17 protein-coding genes are annotated in these 22,891 nt (G+C 48.0%); 6 read left to right on the plus strand and 11 right to left on the minus strand.

Translation table 11 applies throughout. From position 1 onward, the window contains the following. Positions 1-560: 560 nt before the first annotated feature. Positions 561-1,472 (minus strand): LysR family transcriptional regulator, encoded by a 912-nt coding sequence (locus K9N75_RS20660; protein WP_039189203.1) that lies wholly within the window; start codon positions 1,470-1,472, stop codon positions 561-563. Positions 1,473-1,933: 461 nt separating this feature from the next. On the opposite strand from K9N75_RS20660, the gene yhjD reads away from it, so the two are divergent. Beyond that, entirely contained in the window at positions 1,934-2,917 is a 984-nt protein-coding gene (yhjD, locus tag K9N75_RS20665; protein WP_008815563.1) for an inner membrane protein YhjD, read from the plus strand. A gap of 54 nt (positions 2,918-2,971) precedes the next feature. Here the strand turns inward: yhjD and K9N75_RS20670 are convergent, their stop codons facing one another. After that, on the minus strand, positions 2,972-3,865 hold the full coding sequence (locus K9N75_RS20670; RefSeq protein ID WP_008815564.1) for a LysR family transcriptional regulator: 894 nt from the start codon (positions 3,863-3,865) through the stop codon (positions 2,972-2,974). A 154-nt stretch (positions 3,866-4,019) separates the two neighbouring features. Here K9N75_RS20670 and K9N75_RS20675 point away from each other — a divergent pair, with 154 nt between their 5' ends. From K9N75_RS20675 to K9N75_RS20685, 3 genes are all read left to right on the plus strand, one after another. Continuing rightward, positions 4,020-5,189, plus strand: coding sequence for an MFS transporter (locus tag K9N75_RS20675; protein WP_039189197.1), 1,170 nt, complete (start codon positions 4,020-4,022; stop codon positions 5,187-5,189). Positions 5,190-5,229: 40 nt separating this feature from the next. Then, on the plus strand, positions 5,230-5,997 hold the full coding sequence (locus tag K9N75_RS20680; RefSeq protein ID WP_223283573.1) for a CDP-diacylglycerol diphosphatase: 768 nt from the start codon (positions 5,230-5,232) through the stop codon (positions 5,995-5,997). A 117-nt stretch (positions 5,998-6,114) separates the two neighbouring features. Beyond that, entirely contained in the window at positions 6,115-6,765 is a 651-nt protein-coding gene (locus tag K9N75_RS20685) for a DUF421 domain-containing protein (RefSeq protein ID WP_008815567.1), read from the plus strand. Between the two features lie 42 nt (positions 6,766-6,807). On the opposite strand, the gene K9N75_RS20690 is transcribed toward K9N75_RS20685, so the two are convergent. The 4 genes from K9N75_RS20690 to pdeH all read right to left on the minus strand — a co-directional run bounded on the left by K9N75_RS20690 (position 6,808) and on the right by pdeH (position 10,667). Then, positions 6,808-7,056: a GlsB/YeaQ/YmgE family stress response membrane protein gene (locus K9N75_RS20690; RefSeq protein WP_008815568.1), complete on the minus strand. Its 249-nt coding sequence runs from the start codon at positions 7,054-7,056 to the stop codon at positions 6,808-6,810. Positions 7,057-7,122: 66 nt separating this feature from the next. Then, positions 7,123-7,617, minus strand: a complete 495-nt coding sequence (locus tag K9N75_RS20695) for a hypothetical protein (RefSeq protein ID WP_020303553.1) — start codon at positions 7,615-7,617, stop codon at positions 7,123-7,125. 113 nt (positions 7,618-7,730) lie between these two features. After that, positions 7,731-9,782, minus strand: a complete 2,052-nt coding sequence (locus K9N75_RS20700) for an AsmA family protein (RefSeq protein ID WP_008815570.1) — start codon at positions 9,780-9,782, stop codon at positions 7,731-7,733. Between the two features lie 102 nt (positions 9,783-9,884). Beyond that, positions 9,885-10,667 carry a cyclic-guanylate-specific phosphodiesterase gene (gene pdeH, locus K9N75_RS20705; RefSeq protein WP_039189190.1) on the minus strand — a complete coding sequence of 261 codons (783 nt, stop codon included), beginning with the start codon at positions 10,665-10,667 and terminating at the stop codon, positions 9,885-9,887. A 367-nt stretch (positions 10,668-11,034) separates the two neighbouring features. On the opposite strand from pdeH, the gene K9N75_RS20710 reads away from it, so the two are divergent. Beyond that, positions 11,035-11,235 (plus strand): 2-hydroxymuconate tautomerase family protein, encoded by a 201-nt coding sequence (locus K9N75_RS20710; RefSeq protein ID WP_008815572.1) that lies wholly within the window; start codon positions 11,035-11,037, stop codon positions 11,233-11,235. 191 nt (positions 11,236-11,426) lie between these two features. After that, a complete protein-coding gene (kdgK, locus tag K9N75_RS20715; RefSeq protein ID WP_224452063.1) occupies positions 11,427-12,371 on the plus strand; it encodes a 2-dehydro-3-deoxygluconokinase in 945 nt (314 codons plus the stop codon). A 62-nt stretch (positions 12,372-12,433) separates the two neighbouring features. Here the strand turns inward: kdgK and K9N75_RS20720 are convergent, their stop codons facing one another. The 5 genes from K9N75_RS20720 to bcsZ form a co-directional block, all read right to left on the minus strand. After that, positions 12,434-13,969, minus strand: coding sequence for a M16 family metallopeptidase (locus K9N75_RS20720; protein WP_224452064.1), 1,536 nt, complete (start codon positions 13,967-13,969; stop codon positions 12,434-12,436). Between the two features lie 352 nt (positions 13,970-14,321). Further along, a complete protein-coding gene (locus K9N75_RS20725) occupies positions 14,322-15,605 on the minus strand; it encodes a dicarboxylate/amino acid:cation symporter (RefSeq protein ID WP_004091112.1) in 1,284 nt (427 codons plus the stop codon). A gap of 291 nt (positions 15,606-15,896) precedes the next feature. Continuing rightward, entirely contained in the window at positions 15,897-17,906 is a 2,010-nt protein-coding gene (hmsP, locus tag K9N75_RS20730; RefSeq protein WP_020303552.1) for a biofilm formation regulator HmsP, read from the minus strand. 299 nt (positions 17,907-18,205) lie between these two features. Then, a complete protein-coding gene (gene bcsC / locus K9N75_RS20735; RefSeq protein ID WP_224452065.1) occupies positions 18,206-21,712 on the minus strand; it encodes a cellulose synthase complex outer membrane protein BcsC in 3,507 nt (1,168 codons plus the stop codon). Then, positions 21,685-22,890: a cellulose synthase complex periplasmic endoglucanase BcsZ gene (gene bcsZ / locus K9N75_RS20740; RefSeq protein WP_061059423.1), complete on the minus strand. Its 1,206-nt coding sequence runs from the start codon at positions 22,888-22,890 to the stop codon at positions 21,685-21,687. The genes bcsC and bcsZ overlap by 28 nt, the downstream gene beginning before the upstream one ends. Position 22,891: the final 1 nt, after the last annotated feature.

Below are 22,891 nucleotides of genomic sequence, written 5' to 3' on the forward strand. Positions count from 1 at the left end.
GTAATGACAGTGGCATTATTAAGAGGATAACCCTATTTTTTGCTAATAAAGGTCAGATACTCACTATCTACACGTTATATTTATAACGACGTAACGTGAACGAATAAAAATAAAGTGCGCCGAGTTTGGAGGACCTATACCCAAGAAAGTTTTATTGTTGGGTATATATGAGTACAAGTTAGGTAGAAATAACACGATTAACAATAACTCAGGGCGGAAATCCCTTTTGCATAAAGTGAAATGTAGTTCTTTTGTATCTGATATGTAGGCAAGTAAAAGCAGTCACATGCCATTAAAAACTAACAAAATTCTTAATTTTCATCCGTTTATTTTTTGCATGTAACAATTGTCTACTTTTTATCTTGTCTAGTGATTTTCATCACACAATTTAGACAATGTTAGACAGATCACAATAAATAGCATTAAATGTTCAAAATGACACATTCATTATCTAAAATTTCAACGCCAATAGTTATCTATCCAAATAAAAAAGGATAATCATTCGCTATCCTTCTTATATACAAACGATGTAAAAACGAGATATTTATTTTGGCAATCAGTCAATTCTCATTTTCTAACTGCGCCTGCTCCCCTACCCTTATTTGCTTTATTAGCTCAATGATATTCGCATCAGCAGCTCGACTCTTGTGGTAATGGGCATAAATGGTTCCCATGGGTTTTGCATGTGGGAAATCCAAGATCTGCACATCTACAAGTTTTTCAAATTGATGAGCAAAAATCCTACCACAAACAAGAATATAATCAGTCGTTGCCGCCATCATCATTAAATTCAGTACCGACGTACTTGAGTATATCGGTGCCTTGTTGTGCGGGTTTAACACGATGTTATCTTCAAACAAGGAGGGCCACATCGTTGGGCTAAGATACTCTTCATTTTCTAACTGCTTAAGATTAAAACCAGCTTTAATACGCGGATGTCCCTTACGACACATTACCACGGGGAAGACGTCAAACAATGGAACGTTAGTAATCATCCAGTCAGCATATTTTTGTGGGGTGAAGCTAATATCTATTTTCCGAGTACGCAGTCTAGTGATGTCTTTTGTTAGGTCGCCGTCATGGGTTTCATTCGTCAAGGCAACGCTATCAAAGGGATATCCCTGTTGCTGCAATATGCTGGTTAAATAATACTCTAACATCGGTGACAAGCTGAGTTTCAATCTCGTTTGGCGATTATCACCATGATGCAATGAGGTCGATACACTCACCGCGCTCTGAATGCTATTAAGCGCTTGAGCTAAATTAGGGGTAATATTATAAGCGAGAGCCGTCGGTTCTAACCCTTTTTTAGTACGAATAAACAGAGGGTCATTAAAGCTATCACGCATTTTCTTAAGAGCACGGCTGACAGAGGCCGTTGAACTATTCAGCAGTTCAGCCGCTAAGGTGACACTTCGCGTATCCATCACCGTTAAAAAAATTCGGATAACGCTCACATCAATATCGAGCATGCCTTTACCTTGCCTTGTTAGCTAAAAACATTCGACCAAAAATCGACACGTGCAGCCAAGAGAATTGCGGATATATTTTACCGCCGTGATTATGACATAAAACACCGCGTCAGCCTCATTAAATAGAATATAGCTGCTCAGATTTAAGGCTTATTTTTTTGCACAACGGGAGTATTTCATTCTTTTTTTTCAGAAATACGCTCTGGATTAGATGTGATGTACAAAGTTGAGCTTAATTTAGCAGAATATTCTATATAAGAGTAAATTACGAGTAATGACGATATACACGCCATAATGTTGTGCCGTGTTTAACGCATGTGTTCGTGTAACAACACCTCCCATATTTGCCTGATATTTTGCCTTGCTGCTCTACTCTGCTAGGATCTAGCTTAATCCTTTACCCTGACGTGAGAAATTAACCGCCTAAAATGACATCGTTTCTTGGTGCATGCCGGTGAAAAATGCTTATGCCGAATGACATAGATGCCAAAAGTAGTACAGCCAGCGTCACCAAACAGGTGACCAAAACCATTCATAAAGCCAACTGCTTCGTAACCTGGTTCAAAGCCATTCCTAGCGTTGCGCATATTATTCGTGCGGTTGACCGTTTTAATGATCGACTCGGAAGTCAGTTTGGTGCTGCCATCACCTACTTCTCCTTTCTATCCCTAATCCCCATTTTGATGGTTTCTTTTGCAGCCGTGGGTTTCGTATTGGCATCAAATCCAGATTTGCTCACCGAACTTATTAATAAAATCGTCAGCAGCATTAGCGATCCAAACTTAGCCAACACACTTAAAAATACCGTAAATACCGCGATTCAGCAGCGTACTACCGTGGGACTAACGGGTTTAGCCATTGCCCTGTATTCAGGCATTAGTTGGATGGGGAATCTGCGTGAAGCGATTCGCGCCCAGTCACGCGATGTATGGGAACGTAATCCTCAGGATCAAGAGAAGTTTTATTTTCGCTATTTGCGAGATTTTATCTCGCTGACCGGCTTAGTCATCGCGTTGATCGTTTCGCTCTCTTTCACCTCAATCGCGGGCGCAGCGCAGGCTTCCATCGTTAAAGCACTCGGCCTTGATGGCATTGAATGGCTACGCCCAGTAATGACGGCCATCGCGCTCTCGATTTCAATCATGGCTAACTATCTATTATTCCTGTGGATTTTCTTAGTACTGCCGCGCCACAAGCCAAAGAAAAAGGCATTATTACGCGGCACGCTTATCGCCGCGATTGGCTTTGAAGTGATTAAATTTGTGATGACATGGACTCTGCCAAGCCTTGCGCGCTCACCTTCCGGCGCAGCCTTTGGCTCGGTCATTGGTCTGATGGCTTTCTTCTACTTCTTCGCTAGGCTCACGCTATTTTGCGCCGCATGGATTGCCACCGCTGACTATGCGGGCGATAAAACCGTAGAGCGTAAAGCACCACAAGATTAACCTGCTAATACTGCCTGTTCCCGCCAATGAATAACGGGGGGAACAGGACATTTCTCAGCGATGCAACGGATATCTCTCTGCCAGAAAATCGAGGAAACAACGAATTCGCGCCGAAAGTTGACTGTTTCGATAATACACCGCGTGAATAGATTGATAGGTTTCCAACGTATGCTCGGTAAGTATCGGCACCAAACGCCCTTCGGCGATATCCTGGTGCGTCATAAAATCAGAAAGGCACACAATCCCCCTTCCGCTTATCGCTAAATGACGCAATGTCTCGCCGCTAGAGGCTGCAATATCGGGCGTAACCGCAAAACTAGCACACTGACTCTGTTTAAGCGGCCACTGATTTAATGACTGAGGCTGCGTGAAGCCTAACAGACGATGCCCACTCAAATCAGTGACCTGCTGTGGCGTTCCGTGTTTTTGAAGATAGCTCGGAGACGCCAAAACCTTTAACCTTGAGCGCCCAATTGGACGCGCATGCAGGCTCGAATCTTGCAGAGTACCAATACGAATCGCCACATCAGTACGCTGCTCCAGAAGGTCAATAATCTGATCGCTGGTATTCAGCTCTAGAACGATTTCTGGAAACCGAGCGGTAAATTCATCAATCAAGGGCACCACCACGTGCAACATAAACGGTGATGCCGCGTTTATACGCAAACGTCCAGCAGGACGATGACGCTGGAGCGCCAACTGCTCTTCTGCTTCTTCAATCGCCTCAAGAATAGCGCGAGCGCGGTCAAGAAAGATGCGCCCTTCTTCGGTTAAATCAATACGCCGCGTAGTGCGGTTCAATAGCGTAGTTTCCAGCTTTTGCTCTAAACGCCCCAGTGCTCGGCTAATCCCGCTCGGCGTTTGTCCTAACTGTTCTGCTGCGCCTGTCAGGCTCCCTGCATCTACGACGGCGACAAACGCCACAAGCTCTTCGGTTGTAGTTTTCATTATTGCTCACCAATCAATTATCTTGTGAGTATAACCCTATTTTTCTGCAAAAATAATCCGTGCAAACTCAGCGCCATCAATTATTCATATCGAAGATATTTCAACACGCAGCAACCTGCGGTTTGAAAAACGAAAAGAAGAGGAGTTTGCAGTTATGCCATTAGCTCTGTTTGCGCTGACCATCAGCGCCTTTGCCATCGGTACCACGGAGTTTGTTATCGTGGGGCTGATCCCGACCATAGCCGCTGACTTGCAGGTTTCTCTGCCGTCAGCCGGCCTACTGGTAAGTTTATATGCGCTCGGCGTAGCTATCGGTGCCCCTGTGCTCACTGCACTAACCGGTCGTATGCCACGTAAGACGCTGCTAATTGGTCTGATGGTGCTGTTTACCCTCGGCAACCTATTAGCGTGGAAAGCCCCCGGCTATACCTCTCTGATGACCGCCCGCGTCTTGACGGGCTTAGCCCATGGTGTCTTTTTCTCTATCGGCTCAACGCTCGCGACGAGTCTGGTACCGAAAGAAAAAGCGGCCAGCGCTATCGCTATCATGTTCACAGGTTTGACTGTTGCTCTGGTGACCGGCGTACCTTTAGGCACGTTCATCGGTCAACATTTCGGCTGGCATGAAACCTTCTTAGCCGTATCGCTACTGGGTATTGTCGCACTGATCGGTAGCCTGATTTTTGTACCGAATGGCTTGAAACATACCCCCCCTGCGTCTATCGCACGTCAGCTCACTATTTTAAAACAGCCGCGTTTGCTGATGGTATATGCTAAAACGGCTCTGGGTTATGGCGGTAATTTCGTTGCCTTTACCTTCTTAGCTCCGATTTTACAGCAGGTCAGTGGGTTCAGCGCTGGTGCCGTTACCTGGGTTATGCTGATTTATGGCGTATCCGTTGCGGCAGGTAATCTCTGGGGGGGACGTTTAGCTGATCGTATGGGGCCAATCAAAGCGTTGCAGATTATCTTCTTACTGCTCGCTGCTGTACTGGCCGTATTCAGCTTTACCGCCCATAGCCCAATACTGGCACTCATTACCGTGTTGTTCTGGGGTGCCGTCGCCTTTGGTAACGTCCCTGGGCTACAGGTTTACGTGGTGCAGCAGGCAGAACGCTACGCACCACATGCTGTAGACGTTGCTTCCGGCCTGAATATTGCCGCTTTTAATCTCGGCATTGCTGGAGGTGCATGGGTCGGTGGAATGGTCGTTGAGAACTACGGTTTGATGGTAACCCCTTGGATTGGTGCTATCGTTGTACTGCTAGCCTTTGGGATGACCCGCTGGAGCGGCGCATTAGACAAACGCGCCTGTGCTCAGTAAGGTAAGCACCCTTAAGGTTTAATAATATAACGGGGTAATGATGAGATTTCAGCGCAGAACATGTTTCGCCATAGCGATCGTCGTTGTGCTACTCATCATTACTGCTTTCTTTTACTTACGACCCACACACTCTGATGCATTGTGGAAAATAGTCAGCCAGCAATGCGTACCGCATCAGCAACAGCGCCAAAATCCGAGCCCTTGTGCCGAGGTTAATCTCGCTCAGAGATTTGTGATCTTTAAAGATCGCAACGGACCATTGCAATATCTATTAATGCCGACGGCAAAAATTACCGGAATTGAATCTCCTTTGCTGCTCAAACCGCAGCAACCCAACTATTTTGCTGCCGCTTGGCAACAGCGTCCGTGGTTATCAAAACGCTATGGCAGCCCGGTGCCCGATAATGTATTGTCGTTGACCGTAAACTCTGAATATGGTCGTAGCCAAAATCAACTACATATCCATATGTCTTGCACCAAACCCCAAGTACGCCAGCAAATAAACAGGTTGATACCGTCACTCTCTAATCAATGGCAGCCAATAAAAAATGGCATCAACAGCCACCGCTATTGGGCACGTAAATTAGAAAAAAGTGAGCTATCACATAGTAGCCCATTTATTCTACTCGCTAACGGCTTACCCGCAGCACGCGAAGATATGGGTGCATTTGGATTGGCTTTGCTGCCTGTGGATGATGGAAGTTTTGTGTTATTAGCCACCCAGCGCGAATGGTGGAAAATGAATCTGGCATCGATTGAAGAAATTCAGGATCACCGCTGCATCAGCCTTTATACCTCACGCCGATAAACCTTATAAAGTTTAGGCCCACATGCGATGCTCTCTTGTATAAAAAGCGAGCTTCTGTTTTTATTATTAAGAAACATAAAGATAATCTTATCGTTTTTGAGCGCTTTGGGAGGGAGTATGGAGTACTACGGATACGTTTTGGTGAAATTTATTTTGGGATTCGCCATCGTCATTACACACTTAAATTTCTCAGGTAAAACTCAGCTATCGCAAATGACACCGGTCGACTTTATTGGCAACTTCGTATTAGGTGGAATTATTGGCGGCGTGATCTACAGCGATGCGATCCCTCTCTATCAATATATTATCGTACTGCTCATTGGGGTATGCTTAATTTCACTACTGAATGCCATCAGTAAGCACGTCTATTTTTTCCGCTCAGTCACCATCGGCGATCCAATCCCTATTATAAAAAAAGGGCGTTTTCTGATGGAGAACATTCTGGCCAAGAAAAACAAAATCGATATTTTAAACGTATCCTCTCAGTTACACGCCCAAGGTATTCATTCGTTCCAAGAGATTAACTACGCCCAAATTGAGCCTAGCGGACAGCTTACCGTTGTGTGCGAAGGCGCTCAGATGCCATCAATCATTCTGATGAAAGATGGACGTCTACGCTCTTATGAACTAAATCAGATAGAAAAAGATGAAGCATGGATGCAACAGGAGTTAGAACGTTGCGGAATTAAAGCTGAAGATGTATTCATCGCTGAGTTTTGGGATGGGAAGCTGATGTTCATTTTGCGCAATGGTGAGATCGTTCGTTAACCTATTAAAGCATCGGGGCGGAAGCCCGCCCCGAGAGCATCATTAGCTACGGATTTTTCGGTAGATAAACAGCACCACCAACGCGCCAATAACAGCAACCATAAAGCTGCCAAAGTTAAAACCGTCAACTTTGCCATAGCCAAAGAAAGTGCTGATATAACCACCAACAACGGCACCGACCACACCAAGAATGACGGTAACAATAAAACCACCGCCGTCTTTCCCCGGCATGATCCATTTAGCCAAAATACCGGCAATAAGCCCAAAAATAATCCACGAAAGGATTCCCATATATTCCCCCTAAATTTACTGATTAAAAATGATATAACCCACACCTAAATTATAGTGTGTCTAACGTTATTGATTGCCATTTGTTGCAGGAGCAGAACCGCTTTGTGCTGGCGGGTTTTGCTTCATACTGTCTTTTATCGCCTGAGTTTTCGTCTGAGCATCGGCTGACAGATCGTTCGCACCACTAATAGCGCTGTCTTTAATATTCTTCGCCTGTTCAACGATCTGATCGCTTTGCTGCTTAGCCTGCTTTTCTAGCGAATTGGCTTTAGCTTTCGCGTCATCCGTAATAGCATCCGCTCGTTTTTCTGCTTCGCTTTTAATTGCTTTCGCTTTGTCCTTCAGCTGCTCAGCCTGAGCGTCAGCCTCTTTCTTCAGCTTATCAGCCTGCTGCTTTGCAGCATCGGTGATCTGATCGGCTTTATTATCCGCAGCATCTTTGATTTGTTCCGCGTTATCTTTCGCTTTATCAAGGTTGGCATCTACCTTCGTGGAATCATCACAGCCTGCGACAACCAATCCAAAAAGCGAAGCTAACAGGACCTTATTCCATACGTTCATCATCCATTTCCTTGTTTTCTGTGTGCATTAAAAATGAACAACACAATCATGTTGTTACACCAAGAAAGCATAGCCCATATTTCTAGGCTTGCCATTTTAGATGGACTGTTTGACTATTTTTTCATCCCTTTCAGCATGCCGCCACACTGATTAGAATCCACTTCACTTGGCGATATCAACGCTAGCAACGCTGCTGCAGGCGCAACAACAGCGCCCAAAGCAACGGCTGCTACACCACGCGCAATGAGAGGACCTGCTTTAACGCCGACGTCAGGATGCTTAAAGGTTCCCTTCACATACAGCGGGGAGCGTAAAGTGAGAACACGCATTCCCTTACTTTCAGGATCAATCGATAAATCCATCCGTTCAGTCGCTAAATTGACGTTACCCGAAATATTTATCACCGCATTTTCGGTATCAAAGACGAACAATCGCGTAGCGGCTAAACCATTTTTGATGCCAATGTCCGCCGCCGCACAGTTAATCTTGACCTCATCATCGCCAAATAATTTGCCCACCAGATAGTTACCCACGTTAAGGCCGGCTATCTCCATCAAGTTCCGACTTATTACACCGTCATTAACCAGTAAGCGCACATCGCCGTTGCTAGTACCAAGCAAATCAGCCACTGAGTTCCCCGTCCCACTTATTTTGGCATCACCGTTCAGTTGTCCTAAGCTACGACGCATCGATTCAACATTCGGCAGCAGCTTTTGTAGTTGGAAACCACGGGCGTGAAGGTCTGCCGTACCGCGCATCGGCGTACGTTTTCCTTCAAGGCGAATCGTTGAATTCAGGTTGCCACCGGCTACGCCAAAGCGTAACGGATCCATGAGTAACGTACCGTTATTTAAAGAGAGATGAGTATAGAGATCGCTAAGCGGCAGCGACTCTCCGTGCTCAATGCGCTTGGCCGTAAATTTGACGTTTGCGTCCATCGTAGACCATTGCTTGGTATCAAATTTATCCCTAGGCAGAACTTTATCGGATGGCTGAGTTGCTTTTTCGCCTCGGCTCGCTTTTTCTTGATTAGAATCAGCGCCGATAAGCGGAGCCAAATCAGCAAAGCGGAGCTGATTAGAAACCAATTCCCCGCTCAGAGAAGGGCGAGGTTTGCTCATCTGATAGGTTAGGCTACCGTGAATATCGCTGTCGCCAATTTTACCGTTGAAGTTTTGATAACGATAAATCGCGCCTTTTGCACGTTTAAGCTCTGCGCTAAGGTGTCCATCAGTGGAGTAAGGCGGCGTATCCGGTAACACGATGCCGGTGAGTTTATGCAGCTGGCTCAGGCTCTGTCCTGAAAATTGCAGGCGTAGATCCAGCGCGCCTAAATTGAGTGGATCGCTCAGCGTACCAGCGACCGCTACACGCGTTTTTCCCGAACGAACATCAGCCTGTAATGGGAATAATCCATCAGGATCGCGTAACGCCAGCATTCCGCCAATCTTCCCGCTGCCCGAAAGTGACTCATCGTTATACGTACCATCCACTTTCCAGCCAAAGACATAATCCGGTGCTTTCTTACTCGCCACTTTTTTCGCAGAGCTGCTATCGCCCACCACTTCACTAAATGGCAGAGGTTTGCCCAACGGATCGATGGTCGCTTTGAATTTTGCACCGATCATTGCGTCGTCATAAGCGATCTTCCCCTGATCAAAGACAATGTCGTCGATCTTGAAAGACCAAGCCGATTTTTGATCTTTAGGCTGACCCTCGTTAGAGGCGTTCGCGAGCTCAAAGGTCCAGTTATTCTTACCATTTGCCAACCTGCGCAACGATGCATCTGGCTGTTTGAGTTTAATTCGAGGGATATAAATCTGCTTGCCCAGCAGAGCCAGCGGAGAGAGGCTGGCATCAACTCTCTCGAGCGATACCATAGATACTGCAGGAATATCAGCGGGGTTACCTAAAACAATATCTTCAGCATGAACATGAGGCCAAGGCACCCAAGAGCGCCAGCCGGTTTCATCTGCAGGCCGCGACCAATCAACCCCCAGATTGCCACGGATAGCAAAGGGACGGTTAAGCTCAGTTGAGACTTTCTGATTGATAGTTGGCTTGAGTCGATTCCAGTCAAAGGTGATCACAAAGATAACGATCCCGACGATCACCAAAGCAACGATCCCTGCTAACCAACTCAGAGTTTTTTTTGTTCTGGTCATTGGCATGTCCTAAATATTTAACCTAAAAGTGTCGTTTCCCACACATAACAATAGGTTAATTTTTAGAAATACGCCTGTTTACAGGCTAAAGCGGAAGATGAGCTATTCGCTAAAGCGCATAGGAAGTTGATGCAAAAAATCAAATGGATTGGGACGGGAAAGGTAATAACCCTGTGCTGCGCAAGCCTCTGAGCGTTTGACCAGTGTCCATTCTTGGGAAGTTTCGACGCCCTCAACAATCACACCTTTGGCATAGCGACTCATCAGCGCTACTAATGCATAAAATAATCGGATCCCTTCATGGCTTTCACGTAAAAACGAAAATAGGGCGCGATCGAGCTTTACAAACTCATAGCGGCACTCCATCAACGAGGAGAAATTAGCCAACCCGCTACCAAAATCATCTAGCCATAAACGGTGTACGTCTTCTAACGATTGAATAGGCATCGTCAGCGCGGCATAAGCGTGCTCTACCATTTCAAACCGCAGATATGGCATGTGATCCAACAGTTCACGCGCTTCAGGCTGCAACTGTAAAGATTGCAACGTTTGGCCATCGACGTTAACGGAAACAAGCAGATCGCACTGCTGAATAAAACCGTGCCATTGGTAGATTAATCTAAGTTGCTCCAGCACCACGTCCTGACGCAAGCTCTCAGAAATATGTTCAAAATAGTCTTCTGGGGATAAACGGCAATCGGGATTTTCAGGATGATGCACGGCAGTAAGTAGTTCTATTGCCAGAAGTACGCCGCTGGTGCAATAAATGGGTTGGAAAGTATACATTCTCTGGCACTGACTCCAGTAGCTCTTTTCTTGATTGAGCTCCAGTGGGGGCAACGGGGGCACCATCCACCCCGTGGCCATCATCTTGCCAATTTTCATGTGTCCACCATCCGCATACACCTTGTGAGAATCACTCTTCGTCCAAACGGACAATTAACAAAGGCAATTATCGGCAGGAGGCCTCAAATCTTTAACCGAGTTTCCTGTTAGCTTAGTCACTGCCGATTAAATAATGGCGGGTATCACGGAGTTTAGCAAATGAGCTACCCTAACTAGGGTTCTATCGCTATACACCCGTCGTACTTGAAATTGCACCTGTGTTGGCTAGACAAATTCGTTCCCGACGAATTTGTCACTCGCTTGCCGACTTGATGCAACGCCAATTATTTTGGGGATAGAACCGATATGCAGCGTGTTCATTGTATGGGAATTAATCGACTCACCTTTCGACAGATGGAGTATCAATATGCCTTTCGTTAATATCAAAATCACTCGTGAAGGCGCCACCGCCGAGCAAAAAGAAGCCCTGATCGCGGGCGTCACTCAGTTACTGGTGGACACTATGGGGAAAAATCCGGCGACGACCGTCGTGATCATCGAAGAGGTTGAAACCGACAATTGGGGGATCGGCGGTAAAAGCGTGACGGAACTGCGCAAGAAAAAATAGTTTATCTGCCCCCCCGAATCCAGCGTTGCCTACCTGCATTCGGGGGAGGTATTCAGAAGCTCTCTCACTATTTTTAGATCCATATCATATAAAAATAGAACACTGTTTTATTTATATTGACGATAGGTTTTCCAACGGGGAAACTAAGGCTATTGCGTCTTTATTATCCTCAATAAAACAGGCTTTTCTTCATGACCACTGCTTCACACTCAAGTGCAAAAATTGCCGTTATCGGTGAATGTATGATTGAACTGTCGCAAAAAGGCGCGGATCTTTCCCGCGGATTTGGTGGCGACACACTGAATACCTCCGTTTACCTTTCCCGTCAGGTGCCAGAATCCAAACTTGCGGTACATTATGTCACTGCGCTGGGTACCGATACATTCAGCGATGAAATGTTGAATGCGTGGCAACATGAGGGAGTCAAAACCGAGCTCACTCAGCGCCTAGAGAACAAACTGCCAGGCCTGTATTTTATTGAAACCGACGCCAGCGGCGAACGTACTTTCTATTATTGGCGCAACGATGCCGCTGCCCGCTATTGGCTGGATAGCGATAGCGCCGAAGCGATCTGTGACCAGCTAGCACAATTCGACTACCTATATCTGAGCGGTATTAGCTTGGCTATTCTGAACGAAAATAGTCGTGAGCGCTTACTAATATTATTAAAACGCTGCCGTGCCAACGGTGGAAAAGTGATTTTCGATAACAACTACCGTCCACGTTTATGGCAAAGCGTTGAACAGACGCAATCAGCCTATACAGCGATGCTGTCCTGTACTGATATCGCCTTTTTAACGTTGGATGACGAAGATTTGCTGTGGGGCGCAAAGCCCGTTGATGAAGTGATCGCACGTACTCATGCGCTTGGCGTGAGCGAGGTGGTGATTAAGCGCGGAGCAGATTCCTGCATCGTTTCAGCCGCAGGCCAAACCGTCGATGTGCCCGCCCTCAAACTGCCAAAAGATAAGGTCATCGATACCACCGCCGCAGGTGACTCATTCAGCGCCGGCTATCTTTCTGTGCGTCTGCTCGGTGGCGAACCTGCTGCTGCCGCGCTACGTGGACATCAAACCGCCAGCACCGTCATTCAGTACCGTGGAGCCATTATCCCGCAAGACGCGATGCCTCGCTAAAATACCCGCCACTAACAAGTTTCACGCTAGTCCCTTTTCAGAGACTAGCGTGAATATAGAGGCTACTGGGCTGAAGTCGGTTCTTCTTTCGCAGCCGGATCCGTCTGTGACGCTGGTGCAGAAGAGGTATCTTCTGGAATCGCATCAGCCGCCGCAGCCGCATCTTCCATATTCAATCCCATGATGTTGCTATACACATCACGCAACGCTTTCACGTTTTCTTCCGGCTCTCCGCGCGGTTGGCGCAAGATTAACGTTGGCTCACGGGAAAGTTGGTTATGCAGTTCTTGGTTTAGATCGTCCAGCGTGAGCGTCGCCAAGAAATCCTGACGCAGCTTCTGGTAGGTCTCAGGAGAAATATCCACGACGCCGCTTTGCTGAGAGCGTAAACGCTGACTCATCAGAATATCAGTATCGGTGCGCGCATAGGTGGCAAAAAGCTTCGTGAGCTGATCTTTCTTCTGCGCAACGATGGTATCGAATTCTTGCTGAGTAATACCGTCGTCATGTACCGCAGACATTTCGGTCGCAATAAAGCTCAGAGCCTTATTCAAATTCGCCTGAGTGGTTGCCAGATGGATAGCACATTGCGAACGCTGATATTGCACTTGGCAATCAAACATCAGGTTTACCGAACCTTTCAGATCGCTGTTAGCTAAAACCTGCTGCAGATGGCTAAACAGAGCCTCACGCGCGAAATCGCTTTTCCAGTAGCGCTGTAGAACCTGAGAATCGCGGATCGGTTGCCAAGGAACATCCCATGTGATCGACAACGTGTCTTGCTGTGCATTATCAGCGATCAGATTAATGGGGGTGTTTGGCAACGGTGCGAGCGTTGGCAGAGTCGCAGGCGTTTCACGCTTACCTTTTAACTCAGCAAAAGCCTTATTGATCTGCTCGCTCAACGAGCGGGAGTCTACATTCCCCACCACATACAGGGTCATAGCATCGGGCGTATACCACTGCTGATAAAACGATTTCAGCAGTTGAGTATCAACCGGTCGGTTCGGTCCTTGACCAGGCTCATGTCCTAACAGCGTTGACCCCTTGAGACGCAACCGCCACCAAGGATCATTAACATCAGAAGGCAATGTCGCCACGAGATTCTCCGGCGACTGCAGCGCGCTAATCACCGTATTATTATCGATCTGTAGCTTACCTGCCGTATTGGCTAACCATTGCAAAGCATCCTTCAGCAGTTCAGGACGGTTATTAGGCAAGCTAAGATTGTAAGCGGTGTAATCATAAGAGCTCACCGCCGGAGGCAATGGGCGCTGAGGGTCAATACTTTGCTGCCAGAACGATTGTAATTGGCTGGCGGTGAAATTATCGCTGTGTGTTAATGCTAAGCGTGGCAGCAAATGGGCAAACCCCACCTGCTGGCTTGATTCTACAAGTGAGCCAGTGCTCACAATCATACGCAATTCAATCCGATCGGATGGGCGCTGTGGCGTGGCGAGCAGCTGCCATGAAAAACCATTATCTAGTTTTCCTTCCTGCCACGCAGGATCGGGCTGTAGTGCTTCAGAATGCACAGTGCTGCTGGCCGCTGCCAGCAACAATCCACCAACCATAAGCCGAATTTTGGTGCCTTGCATGTGAACCCCTACTAAATACTGACAATAATGTACGAATTCCCCTGAGGAAGATGACCTATCTGGCCCATAACAACGGCTAACTCAGTGTGATGAGTCAAACATCGATTTTTAGACCACGAGAGTAGGCTTATGTCTCCTGACAGAGAGAAAAAAAATTCTAAACAACGCCAAACCAAGATAACGAGAGTCTCAGGAAGATGGCAAACATCTATTGCCAACGTATCTGTAACTCACACATGAAGAGTCAGCGGTTGTAGAAATGAATGGGCACATTATAAAGATGCCCCCGCTCGCATCAAGCGAATGGGGGCAATCCGTCATGTTCGGTAACAAAAACCGAGAAGTAGGAGGGTTATAGCGTCTGAGTTTGCGTTGCGCTGCGGTCTTTTTTACCTAAAACCGCTCTCATTTGGTTTTCATCCAGTTGACGAACGCGTTTAGCTACGACGATAGTTGCCACACCATTTCCAATCAGGTTGGTCAGCGCACGAGCTTCGGACATAAAGCGGTCAATACCTAAAATCAGCGCCAAACCCGCCACTGGCAGATGACCTACCGCAGAAATTGTCGCCGCCAGAACGATGAATCCGCTTCCGGTTACACCAGCCGCCCCTTTGGAAGAGAGCAGTAACACCACTAGAAGAGTGATTTGATGCCAGATATCCATATGGGAGTTAGTAGCCTGCGCAATAAACACCGCCGCCATCGTGAGATAAATCGACGTACCATCCAGATTAAACGAATATCCGGTCGGTATGACTAAACCGACTACCGATTTTTTACACCCGACTTTCTCCATCTTATCCAGCATACGCGGCAGCGCAGACTCAGATGACGATGTACCCAGTACAATCAGCAGTTCTTCTTTGATATAGGCAATGAAGCGGAAGATGCTGAATCCGGTCGCTTTCGCAATGGAGCCGAGCACAAACACCACGAACAGTACACAGGTAATATAGAAGCAGACAATCAACTGCCCCAGTTGTACCAGTGTCCCAACGCCGTATTTACCAATGGTGAAGGCCATGGCACCAAATGCACCTATCGGAGCCAACTTCATAATCATATTGATGATGCCAAAGATAACTTTGGAGAAGCTATCGATGAAGTTGAACATCATCTGACCCTTTTCACCTAAATGATGCAGTGCAAAACCAAACATCACGGCGAATAACAGGACCTGAAGAATATTACCGCTAGCAAAAGCGCCAATAACGCTGCCGGGGATAATATCCATAATGAACGCCACCAGCCCCTGCTGCGCAGCCTGATCGGCATACACCGCCACGGCCTTAGCATCTAACGCGGCAGGATCGACGTTCATCCCAGCACCTGGCTGAACGATGTTCACAATGACCAGACCGATAATTAACGCGATGGTGCTGACAACTTCAAAATAGAGCAGAGCAATTGCGCCAGTACGGCCAACCGCCTTCATGCTCTCCATACCTGCAATGCCAGTTACCACCGTACAGAAGATAACTGGCGCAATAATCATTTTGATGAGTTTAACAAATCCGTCGCCCAGAGGTTTCATCTGTGCGCCGAGGTCAGGGTAGAAATGGCCCAGTAATATCCCCAGTGAAATAGCTAATAACACCTGGAAATAAAGGCTTTTAAAGATATTTTTTTTCATATTATTCACTTCCTTATCGGGTACGCACGCATCAGATACAACGCACCAAAGGAGGGTTACACCTAGTACAACCTTCCTTTATATGACTCTGTACTGCGTTGGACGCAAAATAACACCGGCGTAACAATATGGAAATGCAATGTTGTAATTAGTAACCAAATTTTATCATTTTTATGAGCTGAAACGCATCAAACCCGCAATGAAAAAAGGGTTATCAATACAAAAAGAGGGGATTTATTGGGAGAATGGCCAGAAGTCTGGCCATAATCATTTGTTTCGAAAAGAGAATAATCAGATTAGGAAATATTTTCGTTCAAACTCATCTTGTGGCAACGCCGGTGAGAACCAATAGCCCTGCGCATAGTAGATCCCGTGCTTAAGCAGCCACTCACATTGAGTATGAGATTCCACGCCTTCCGCCACGACGTCTAAAGCGAGAACCTCCGCAATGGACGCGACAATTCGCACAAGAGCATCATCATGAGGGATCTGATCGACGAAGTTTTTATCAATTTTGATAATATCCACAGGCAAATGCTGCAAATAGTTTAAGCCCGCGTAGCCCATACCAAAATCGTCCAACGCAATCTTAATACCGATTTTTCGCAGCCGTGCTAGCATTTCGGCAGCCTGAGTTATGTTGCTGATATAAGCGGTTTCCGTCACTTCAAGATGAAGCATATGCGGATCAAGTTGATACTCAAGCAGCATTCTTTCGAGTAGCTCAACGTAGCCAAGATTGGCAATCTGAACACCAGAAACATTCAGAGAAATAGGCACACCGATATTCTGTTTCTGCCATGTCGATAAGATTTCCATCGACTCGGTGATCACCCACTCGCCTAAGGCTTCTATACCACCCACCTCTTCGGCAAGAGGAATAAACTCTGAAGGCAGCATCAGTTCGCCGTCTTGGCGGTTCCAGCGGATTAGTGCTTCTGCCCCAGCTAAACGTCCTGTGCGAAGGTCAATCTGCGGTTGAAGGTAGAGAGAAAAGTCCCCTTGGGTCAGGGCAGACATAATCTCTGTCTCTTTGGTTAGCCGATCTTTGGCCTTTTGAGCCAGCGTCGGTTCAAAGAATAAAATTTGATTTTTTCCTTCACGCGCCGCGACATTCATTGCCGAACTTGCCTGGCTCAGCAGCTGCTCTGCGTCTCTCTTGGCATCAATCGGCTGCTTAGGATCTGGCTGATAAAGCGAAATCCCAATACAGGCGGTTGGCCTGATCGCAATTGCGCCTAAGTCGAGCGGCTGGGTGATAATATCCATCACGTTTTTAGCAAATAGCGTCAGCGAATGTGGCATCTCAACGTTGCGTACCAAGACCACAAAGCGATCCTGATTAATCTGAGCCAACATATCAGAGTCACTGACACAGGCTTTCAGCCGACAAATTAGCGAATTCAACAGCATGTCACGCTGAGCGGCATCAAGAACGCCCATGGCCTCTTGCAGAGTACAAATATTAATCACAACAATGCCTGAGTTTTCTTTCCGACAAACCAGTAAATGTTGCTCTAATAAAGGAACGAACAGCGTCATGTTCGGCAAATTCGTCACTGGATTGCGCGTCGACATGCGGCTCATCGCCTGATGCGCTTTTTCCAAGGCCTGCTGGTTGCGGTTATAGTTGCGCACCAGTAATCCCAGCTCATCATCACCGTGTAGCGGAGGTGGAGTTAGCTGATGAAAATTAGGCGCATCCAACGGCATGCTGCGCAACTCTTGCGCCAGCGCCCTCAGTGGATACACCAGCAGTCGGTTCATACACCAACTAATCGCGACCGTTAAAATCAAGGCCAGCAGAAGATACGTCGACACCATGGTTGACAGCGTCGAGAGAATAAACTGGTAAATACGGAATGAATCGGCCTGTAGCACCAGATAAGACGATGGCTGGCGTGCGGCAATATTTCGTTCAGTTCCGTAGAGCGGCATAGAAACCTGAACGGGCAGATCAAAGATCTGCATGACGGCTTCAGGAACTGCCCGTGCCTGAGGAAAACGCCCTTTAAGCGCTTGAAGCTCATTAGGTAGCATGACGTCGGCACGGCTGAGAATGCCGATAGGGACGAGGCTATCGAGAATTTTCTGTGCTCTCACTGCGTCCATATTCAGCATCGCCTCCGATAGAGGCTCACGAACCGAATGCGCCAAATTCTCCAGTTGCTGGACGTAGTCCTCCTTGCGTTGGTCCACAAAGTGGAACAACTGAATCACGACAAAAATACAAATCGTAATAAGTGCCACAATAGACACCATTGCCATTTGTTTGATCGTTAAGGAACGACTGACTCGCAAACTGTCTCTCCGATAACATTAAAAAATTGCGACATGTTTGGTTGGCTAGTAATAAAACTGCCCATTTCCCCGCCAGAGTATACTTGATCACATCGGTTTTTAACCCTAAAGCCGAACTCTTTAACAAACAATTACACTGATTTAAGCGTAATCGTGTTAAACCGATGTGTTTTACACCATTTTTAACCGCAAATTCAGCCAATTTCTGAACAGCCAAAAAATAAAAAGACCCGCCATATTAGAATACAGCGGGTCTTTTTATGCGCAAATGGCTCATTGAGAGCCTTCTGCTGAGTTAATTATTTGAAATCAGCATAAGGCGTAAGCGGCGTTGGTGGCAGATCCATATCTCCCTGCCAACCGGCAGCCGAGTATCGGATATAGATTAGACCATGGCTTGGGGTGTAATCTTTCGCCTGCTGAATATCTACACCGGCGCCAATAAACCAGTTAGAGGTCACTCGGCGTTCGATAATCGCCCGCAGCGTATAACCTACCCCGCTACTGCTACTGCCGCTATCCGTATCATATTTATCCGTATACTTGTTATTCTTTTTATCCGGCTCAGGGAACAGGTTCTTAATCGGATAACGATCGGTCGTGCTCGTTTTTGAATGTGACCAAGATACTGAACCACCAAGTTCCCACGACCAATTCTCCGTACGCTGACGGTAATTCACCGGCACACCAAAGGAAACATATTGCTGTGGACTATAGTAACCACCTTGCCCCAGCGTATAGCCGCTCAAATCTTTGTCATAATGCCAAATCATGTTGCTGAGCCCGACGGTGAAACGGCGGTTATTTTCGTTGATCAGCTTGTAGTAATAACCCGCCATCCAGCGAATACTGCTGTTGTCCTCGACGTTTTTCCCCGTCAACTGATCCGCACTCAGATCGGCCCAAACCCCGTTTGCTTCGCCGCGATCATAGCTACCACTGATCCCGACCCCAGTACGGCGCACGCCTCCCCATGTGGTTCCTGTCTGATCGTCCTTCTGCCCGCCAAATGCCAATAATGAGCTAGAAATCGGGCGACGATGCGCGTTCACCGTCCAACCAATATGATTCCAATCGCTGCTATAACTGAGTCCACCGGCCCAATCGACCACATCAAACCCCATCGGGGTCGTGCCGAAGTCCCCTTCCCAATTGGCGTTTTTCCAGCCCGCAGCCAAGCTCGCGCCTGTAGAGTTTTGGCTATTGCCTGGTTTACAACCGTTCACATAGCAGGTGCCAAATTTCTCTTTATAGGTGCCACCTTTAAACGAACCGGCCTGCATATCCACGATGTCCGTGCGGAGGAACATGCGCCCGTCATATAACGGTGCGTCCATCTGCAACATGGTGGTATTAGCGGTGAGGTCTGAATAACCCCCTGTGCCACTTGAGCGAGCGTAATCGTGATCCAGCGTAACGTTCACATCCTGTTGACGATAAAGATCGGCGGCATCAGAGCGCACGCCGCGTTTGAGCCAATCATCTTTCTCATCATTACGTGTTAGACGCGTGAAGGTATCGTTGTCCTGTGGTTTACTTGGCGCAATACCCGAAGTCACCATGGCATCGCGATAATAATCGAGAGCTTTATCGGGATGACCCTGTTTTTGCTCAAACCGCGCCGCATCACGCATCACTAACGCACCGGCCTGACCTGACGATTTAGCCGCCTGCGGTATAATGCGATCAAAAATTTCCTGTGCCTTGGACATATCTCCCACCGATGCCCACGCGTCAGCCACGCGGCGTTCGGTATTCATACTCGGTGCGTCAGCCGGTTTCTCCTGCTGTAATGCCTGCAACTGAGAGCGAGCTTGTTCTAACTCTCCTTGCGCAATAAAGGCTTCAATCTCTCCCAGATGAGCAGATGCATTGTTGGGCTCACGCAAAAGCACATCTCGATAGCCCGCCAAGGCGACGGTGTAATCTTCACGCTCCATGGCCCAATCCGCAAGGGTGAGATCCACCTGTGTATTCGCCGGCTGCTGACGTAGGTAAGTAATCGCTTCGTCTTCATGCCCCGCATCGCGTAGATCTTGGGCTTTCTGTAACGTCTCGCCAAAGTGCAAACGATCTGAAAGCTCGTGTATATCCGCATCCCATTTGCTTTTCGGCAAAGAGTCCACCAAAGCTAACGCGGCACGATCGCGATCGGTACTGGAAAGATACAGCGCATGAGCATAAACCTGCTGCGGATCGCCCGGTAGCTGCTGCGCCAGGGTGCTAAAAGCGCGGTCAGCATCATCTGTGCGGCCAGCCGCATGCAGATCTTTAGCCAAGCGATAGGTTAACCACACATCGTTGGGCGACAGTTTCAAAGCCTGCTGTAGCTTGCTGGCCGCCCCCGCCCACTGTTGCTGTTGTTCCAGCGCCTGTGCCTGCTGCTGCAACACATCGCTTTGGATACTATTTATCGCGCCCTGCATCGCATTTCGCTGCCCACGCGATAGGCTATCCAGATAAGCGAGCGCCTTCTCTGGCGACTGTCGTTGGTAAATACCCACTAACCCACGAACCGCGCTGCTGTTGGTTGAATCCAGACGAAGTGCTTGCTGATAATAGCGTTCCGCGCTGGCGTCATCTTTGCGAGCAACGGCAACATCGCCCAACCCTAATGGCGCGTAGCTATCCGTATTATCGATACCGCGGGCCTGCTGATATTTTTGCTGAGCACTATCGAGCTGGTTGGCCTTTAACGCTTTATCGCCGGACTGAATCGCCAGCCAATACTGGTTACTCTTGATTAAGCTGAGCCATTTATCACGGTCATAACCCGTAGAATCCGCTTTTAGCGCGCGTTGGAAATACTCCAATGCCTTCGGTCGATTATCCTGTCGTGCATAGGCTTGACCTAAAGCGCCTAATACATCCGCATCATTAGGTTTCGCCACCAGCGCTTTCTGCAAGTCAGGGATGGCAACGCCCCCTTTGCCAGAATCCACCATCGCCAAACCACGGGAACGAGCAACATACGCGGGATCCGTTAGCAATTTCTGTTGGTCAGCCAGTTTTTTACGTGCATCGGCAGCAGATGGATCTTGCCCAAACACGGTCAGATAACGCTGCAACGCGGCTACGCTTTGTGCGCTCACAGGCTGCTGATTAATGCTTCCCATCCACAAATCCGCAGCATCGCCGCGCGTACTGTCGTTAGCGGCCATTTTCTCCAGCACCGCATACGCTTTCTGCGTTTGATTGGTGCCTAACAGCATGCTGGCCAACGTTCGTTGCAATTCACCGTTACCGGGATTACTTTTGCGCAACGTTTCGAGCTGATTAATCACGTTGGCTTCTTGCCCTGGCTGGCGCGCCACCACCCGCAGATACTCCACCGCTAAATCCACCGAGGGAGGCGTACCATCGAACAATTTCTGATAAGCCTCAATAGCCTCCGGAACATGCCCCGCGGTAGCTAATAAACGTGCCTGCTGTAGCTGCTGACGGCCTTCCGGTGTGGTTAGTGCCATATTCATCTTGGCTTGTTTGTAAGCCTCAGAATTCGGTGCCAGCGTCTTTAATTTATCCAACTGCTGTTGTGCAAGCTGCTGATCTCCCTGACGCAACGCTAGGCGCATACGCGCAGCGATAACATCAGGATTGTTCGGGTCAATCAACTCCAAGCGATACAGCGACTGCTTCACCAAATCATCGCGATGGCTGGCCTCACCCACACGGATTTGCTCCAGCAACCATTGTTGTGGAGAAACGACGGTATCTGCGGCCACAGAAACACCGGTCATAGACGCGAGAGATAGGCCGATCGAGAGACTCAACCCGCTTAATGAGAAGTTGCGATACTTACGCATGTGCTGCTGTCCCAATGAGGTAATAGCTCACCTTTTAAATTAAAACGATAACGTTGTTGGTCCCATCCTTGGCCAAATAGCGTTAGTACATAGCTGTAATAGGCGTCGTCACTGAGTGGATTATCTTTTACCCGCTGTCGCTGAACGGCTTGTGCCTGTGAGCCAGCGAGAAACGGCAATAACGCCGCCGAGAATCCCGAATTGCCATATCCGGTCGCTTTACCGGTCGCCACATTAACTCTTTCTGGCGGATAACCTAGCTCAGCGGTTATGGTGGCCATGGGTTGCCACTGTTTAATTAATACGGCTTTGTTGGGATCTTCATCGGCCATCATGCCTGCCCAGAGATAAACACGAATCGCGTCATACCCGCTAACATTTGGCTTATCCGGCGTTGCTTCCCAGCCCTTACCTTTACGCCAATCAATCCAATCGGGAACAAAACCCTTCGGTGAGCTTGCCAGCAGCAGACGTTGGTTATTCTTATGCAGCGCCGCCCATGGGCCATGAAAATGAGCCATACGCGCCATCAACTGTGGGGGCAAATAGCTCGGGTTTATGGTCCACACCGGAGGATGCGCGAAGCCAACACGACCGGGCAGTAACATGACGCCGAATCCCGGCAAATGAACCACTTCTTCACGTGCGATGCGCTGAAGCAATAAGACACCGAGCGATTGATAGCTACGCACCTTCCATAGCCGCCCCGCTTCCATCAGCGAATAGGCAATCCATAAATCAGAATCAGACGCTGAGTTGGTATCCAAAACGCCCCACTCTTCTTTGCCTTCTTGATTCTTATCTTTCCTTCCCCACAGCCAAGCAGGAAGTCTTGCACTGAGATCGCCCTGCGCCAGATTGTTCTGTGTCCACTGCAGGATATTGTCGAACGCAGCCCTATCGTTGGCCACTAACGCAAAGAAGAGTCCATAGCTTTGTCCTTCCGAGGTCGTGATTTTCTTCGGGCTGCTGGGGTCAATCACTCGCCCTTGCTCGCTGATGTAATTCTGTTTGAACTGCTGCCATTCCGGCCAATCGCAGGCTGCAACGGCATGAGTTGCAAGACTGGATAGCAGTAACAGTCCACCAATGGCACCGATCTGCCACCCGCCTGATTCAGCGCCTCTCCCCACCAGAGGAGAGGCTGATAGAATTCGGGCTTTTATCCACCCAAACATG

It is taken from the genome of Hafnia paralvei (assembly GCF_020150375.1).
Lineage (GTDB): Bacteria > Pseudomonadota > Gammaproteobacteria > Enterobacterales > Enterobacteriaceae > Hafnia > Hafnia paralvei.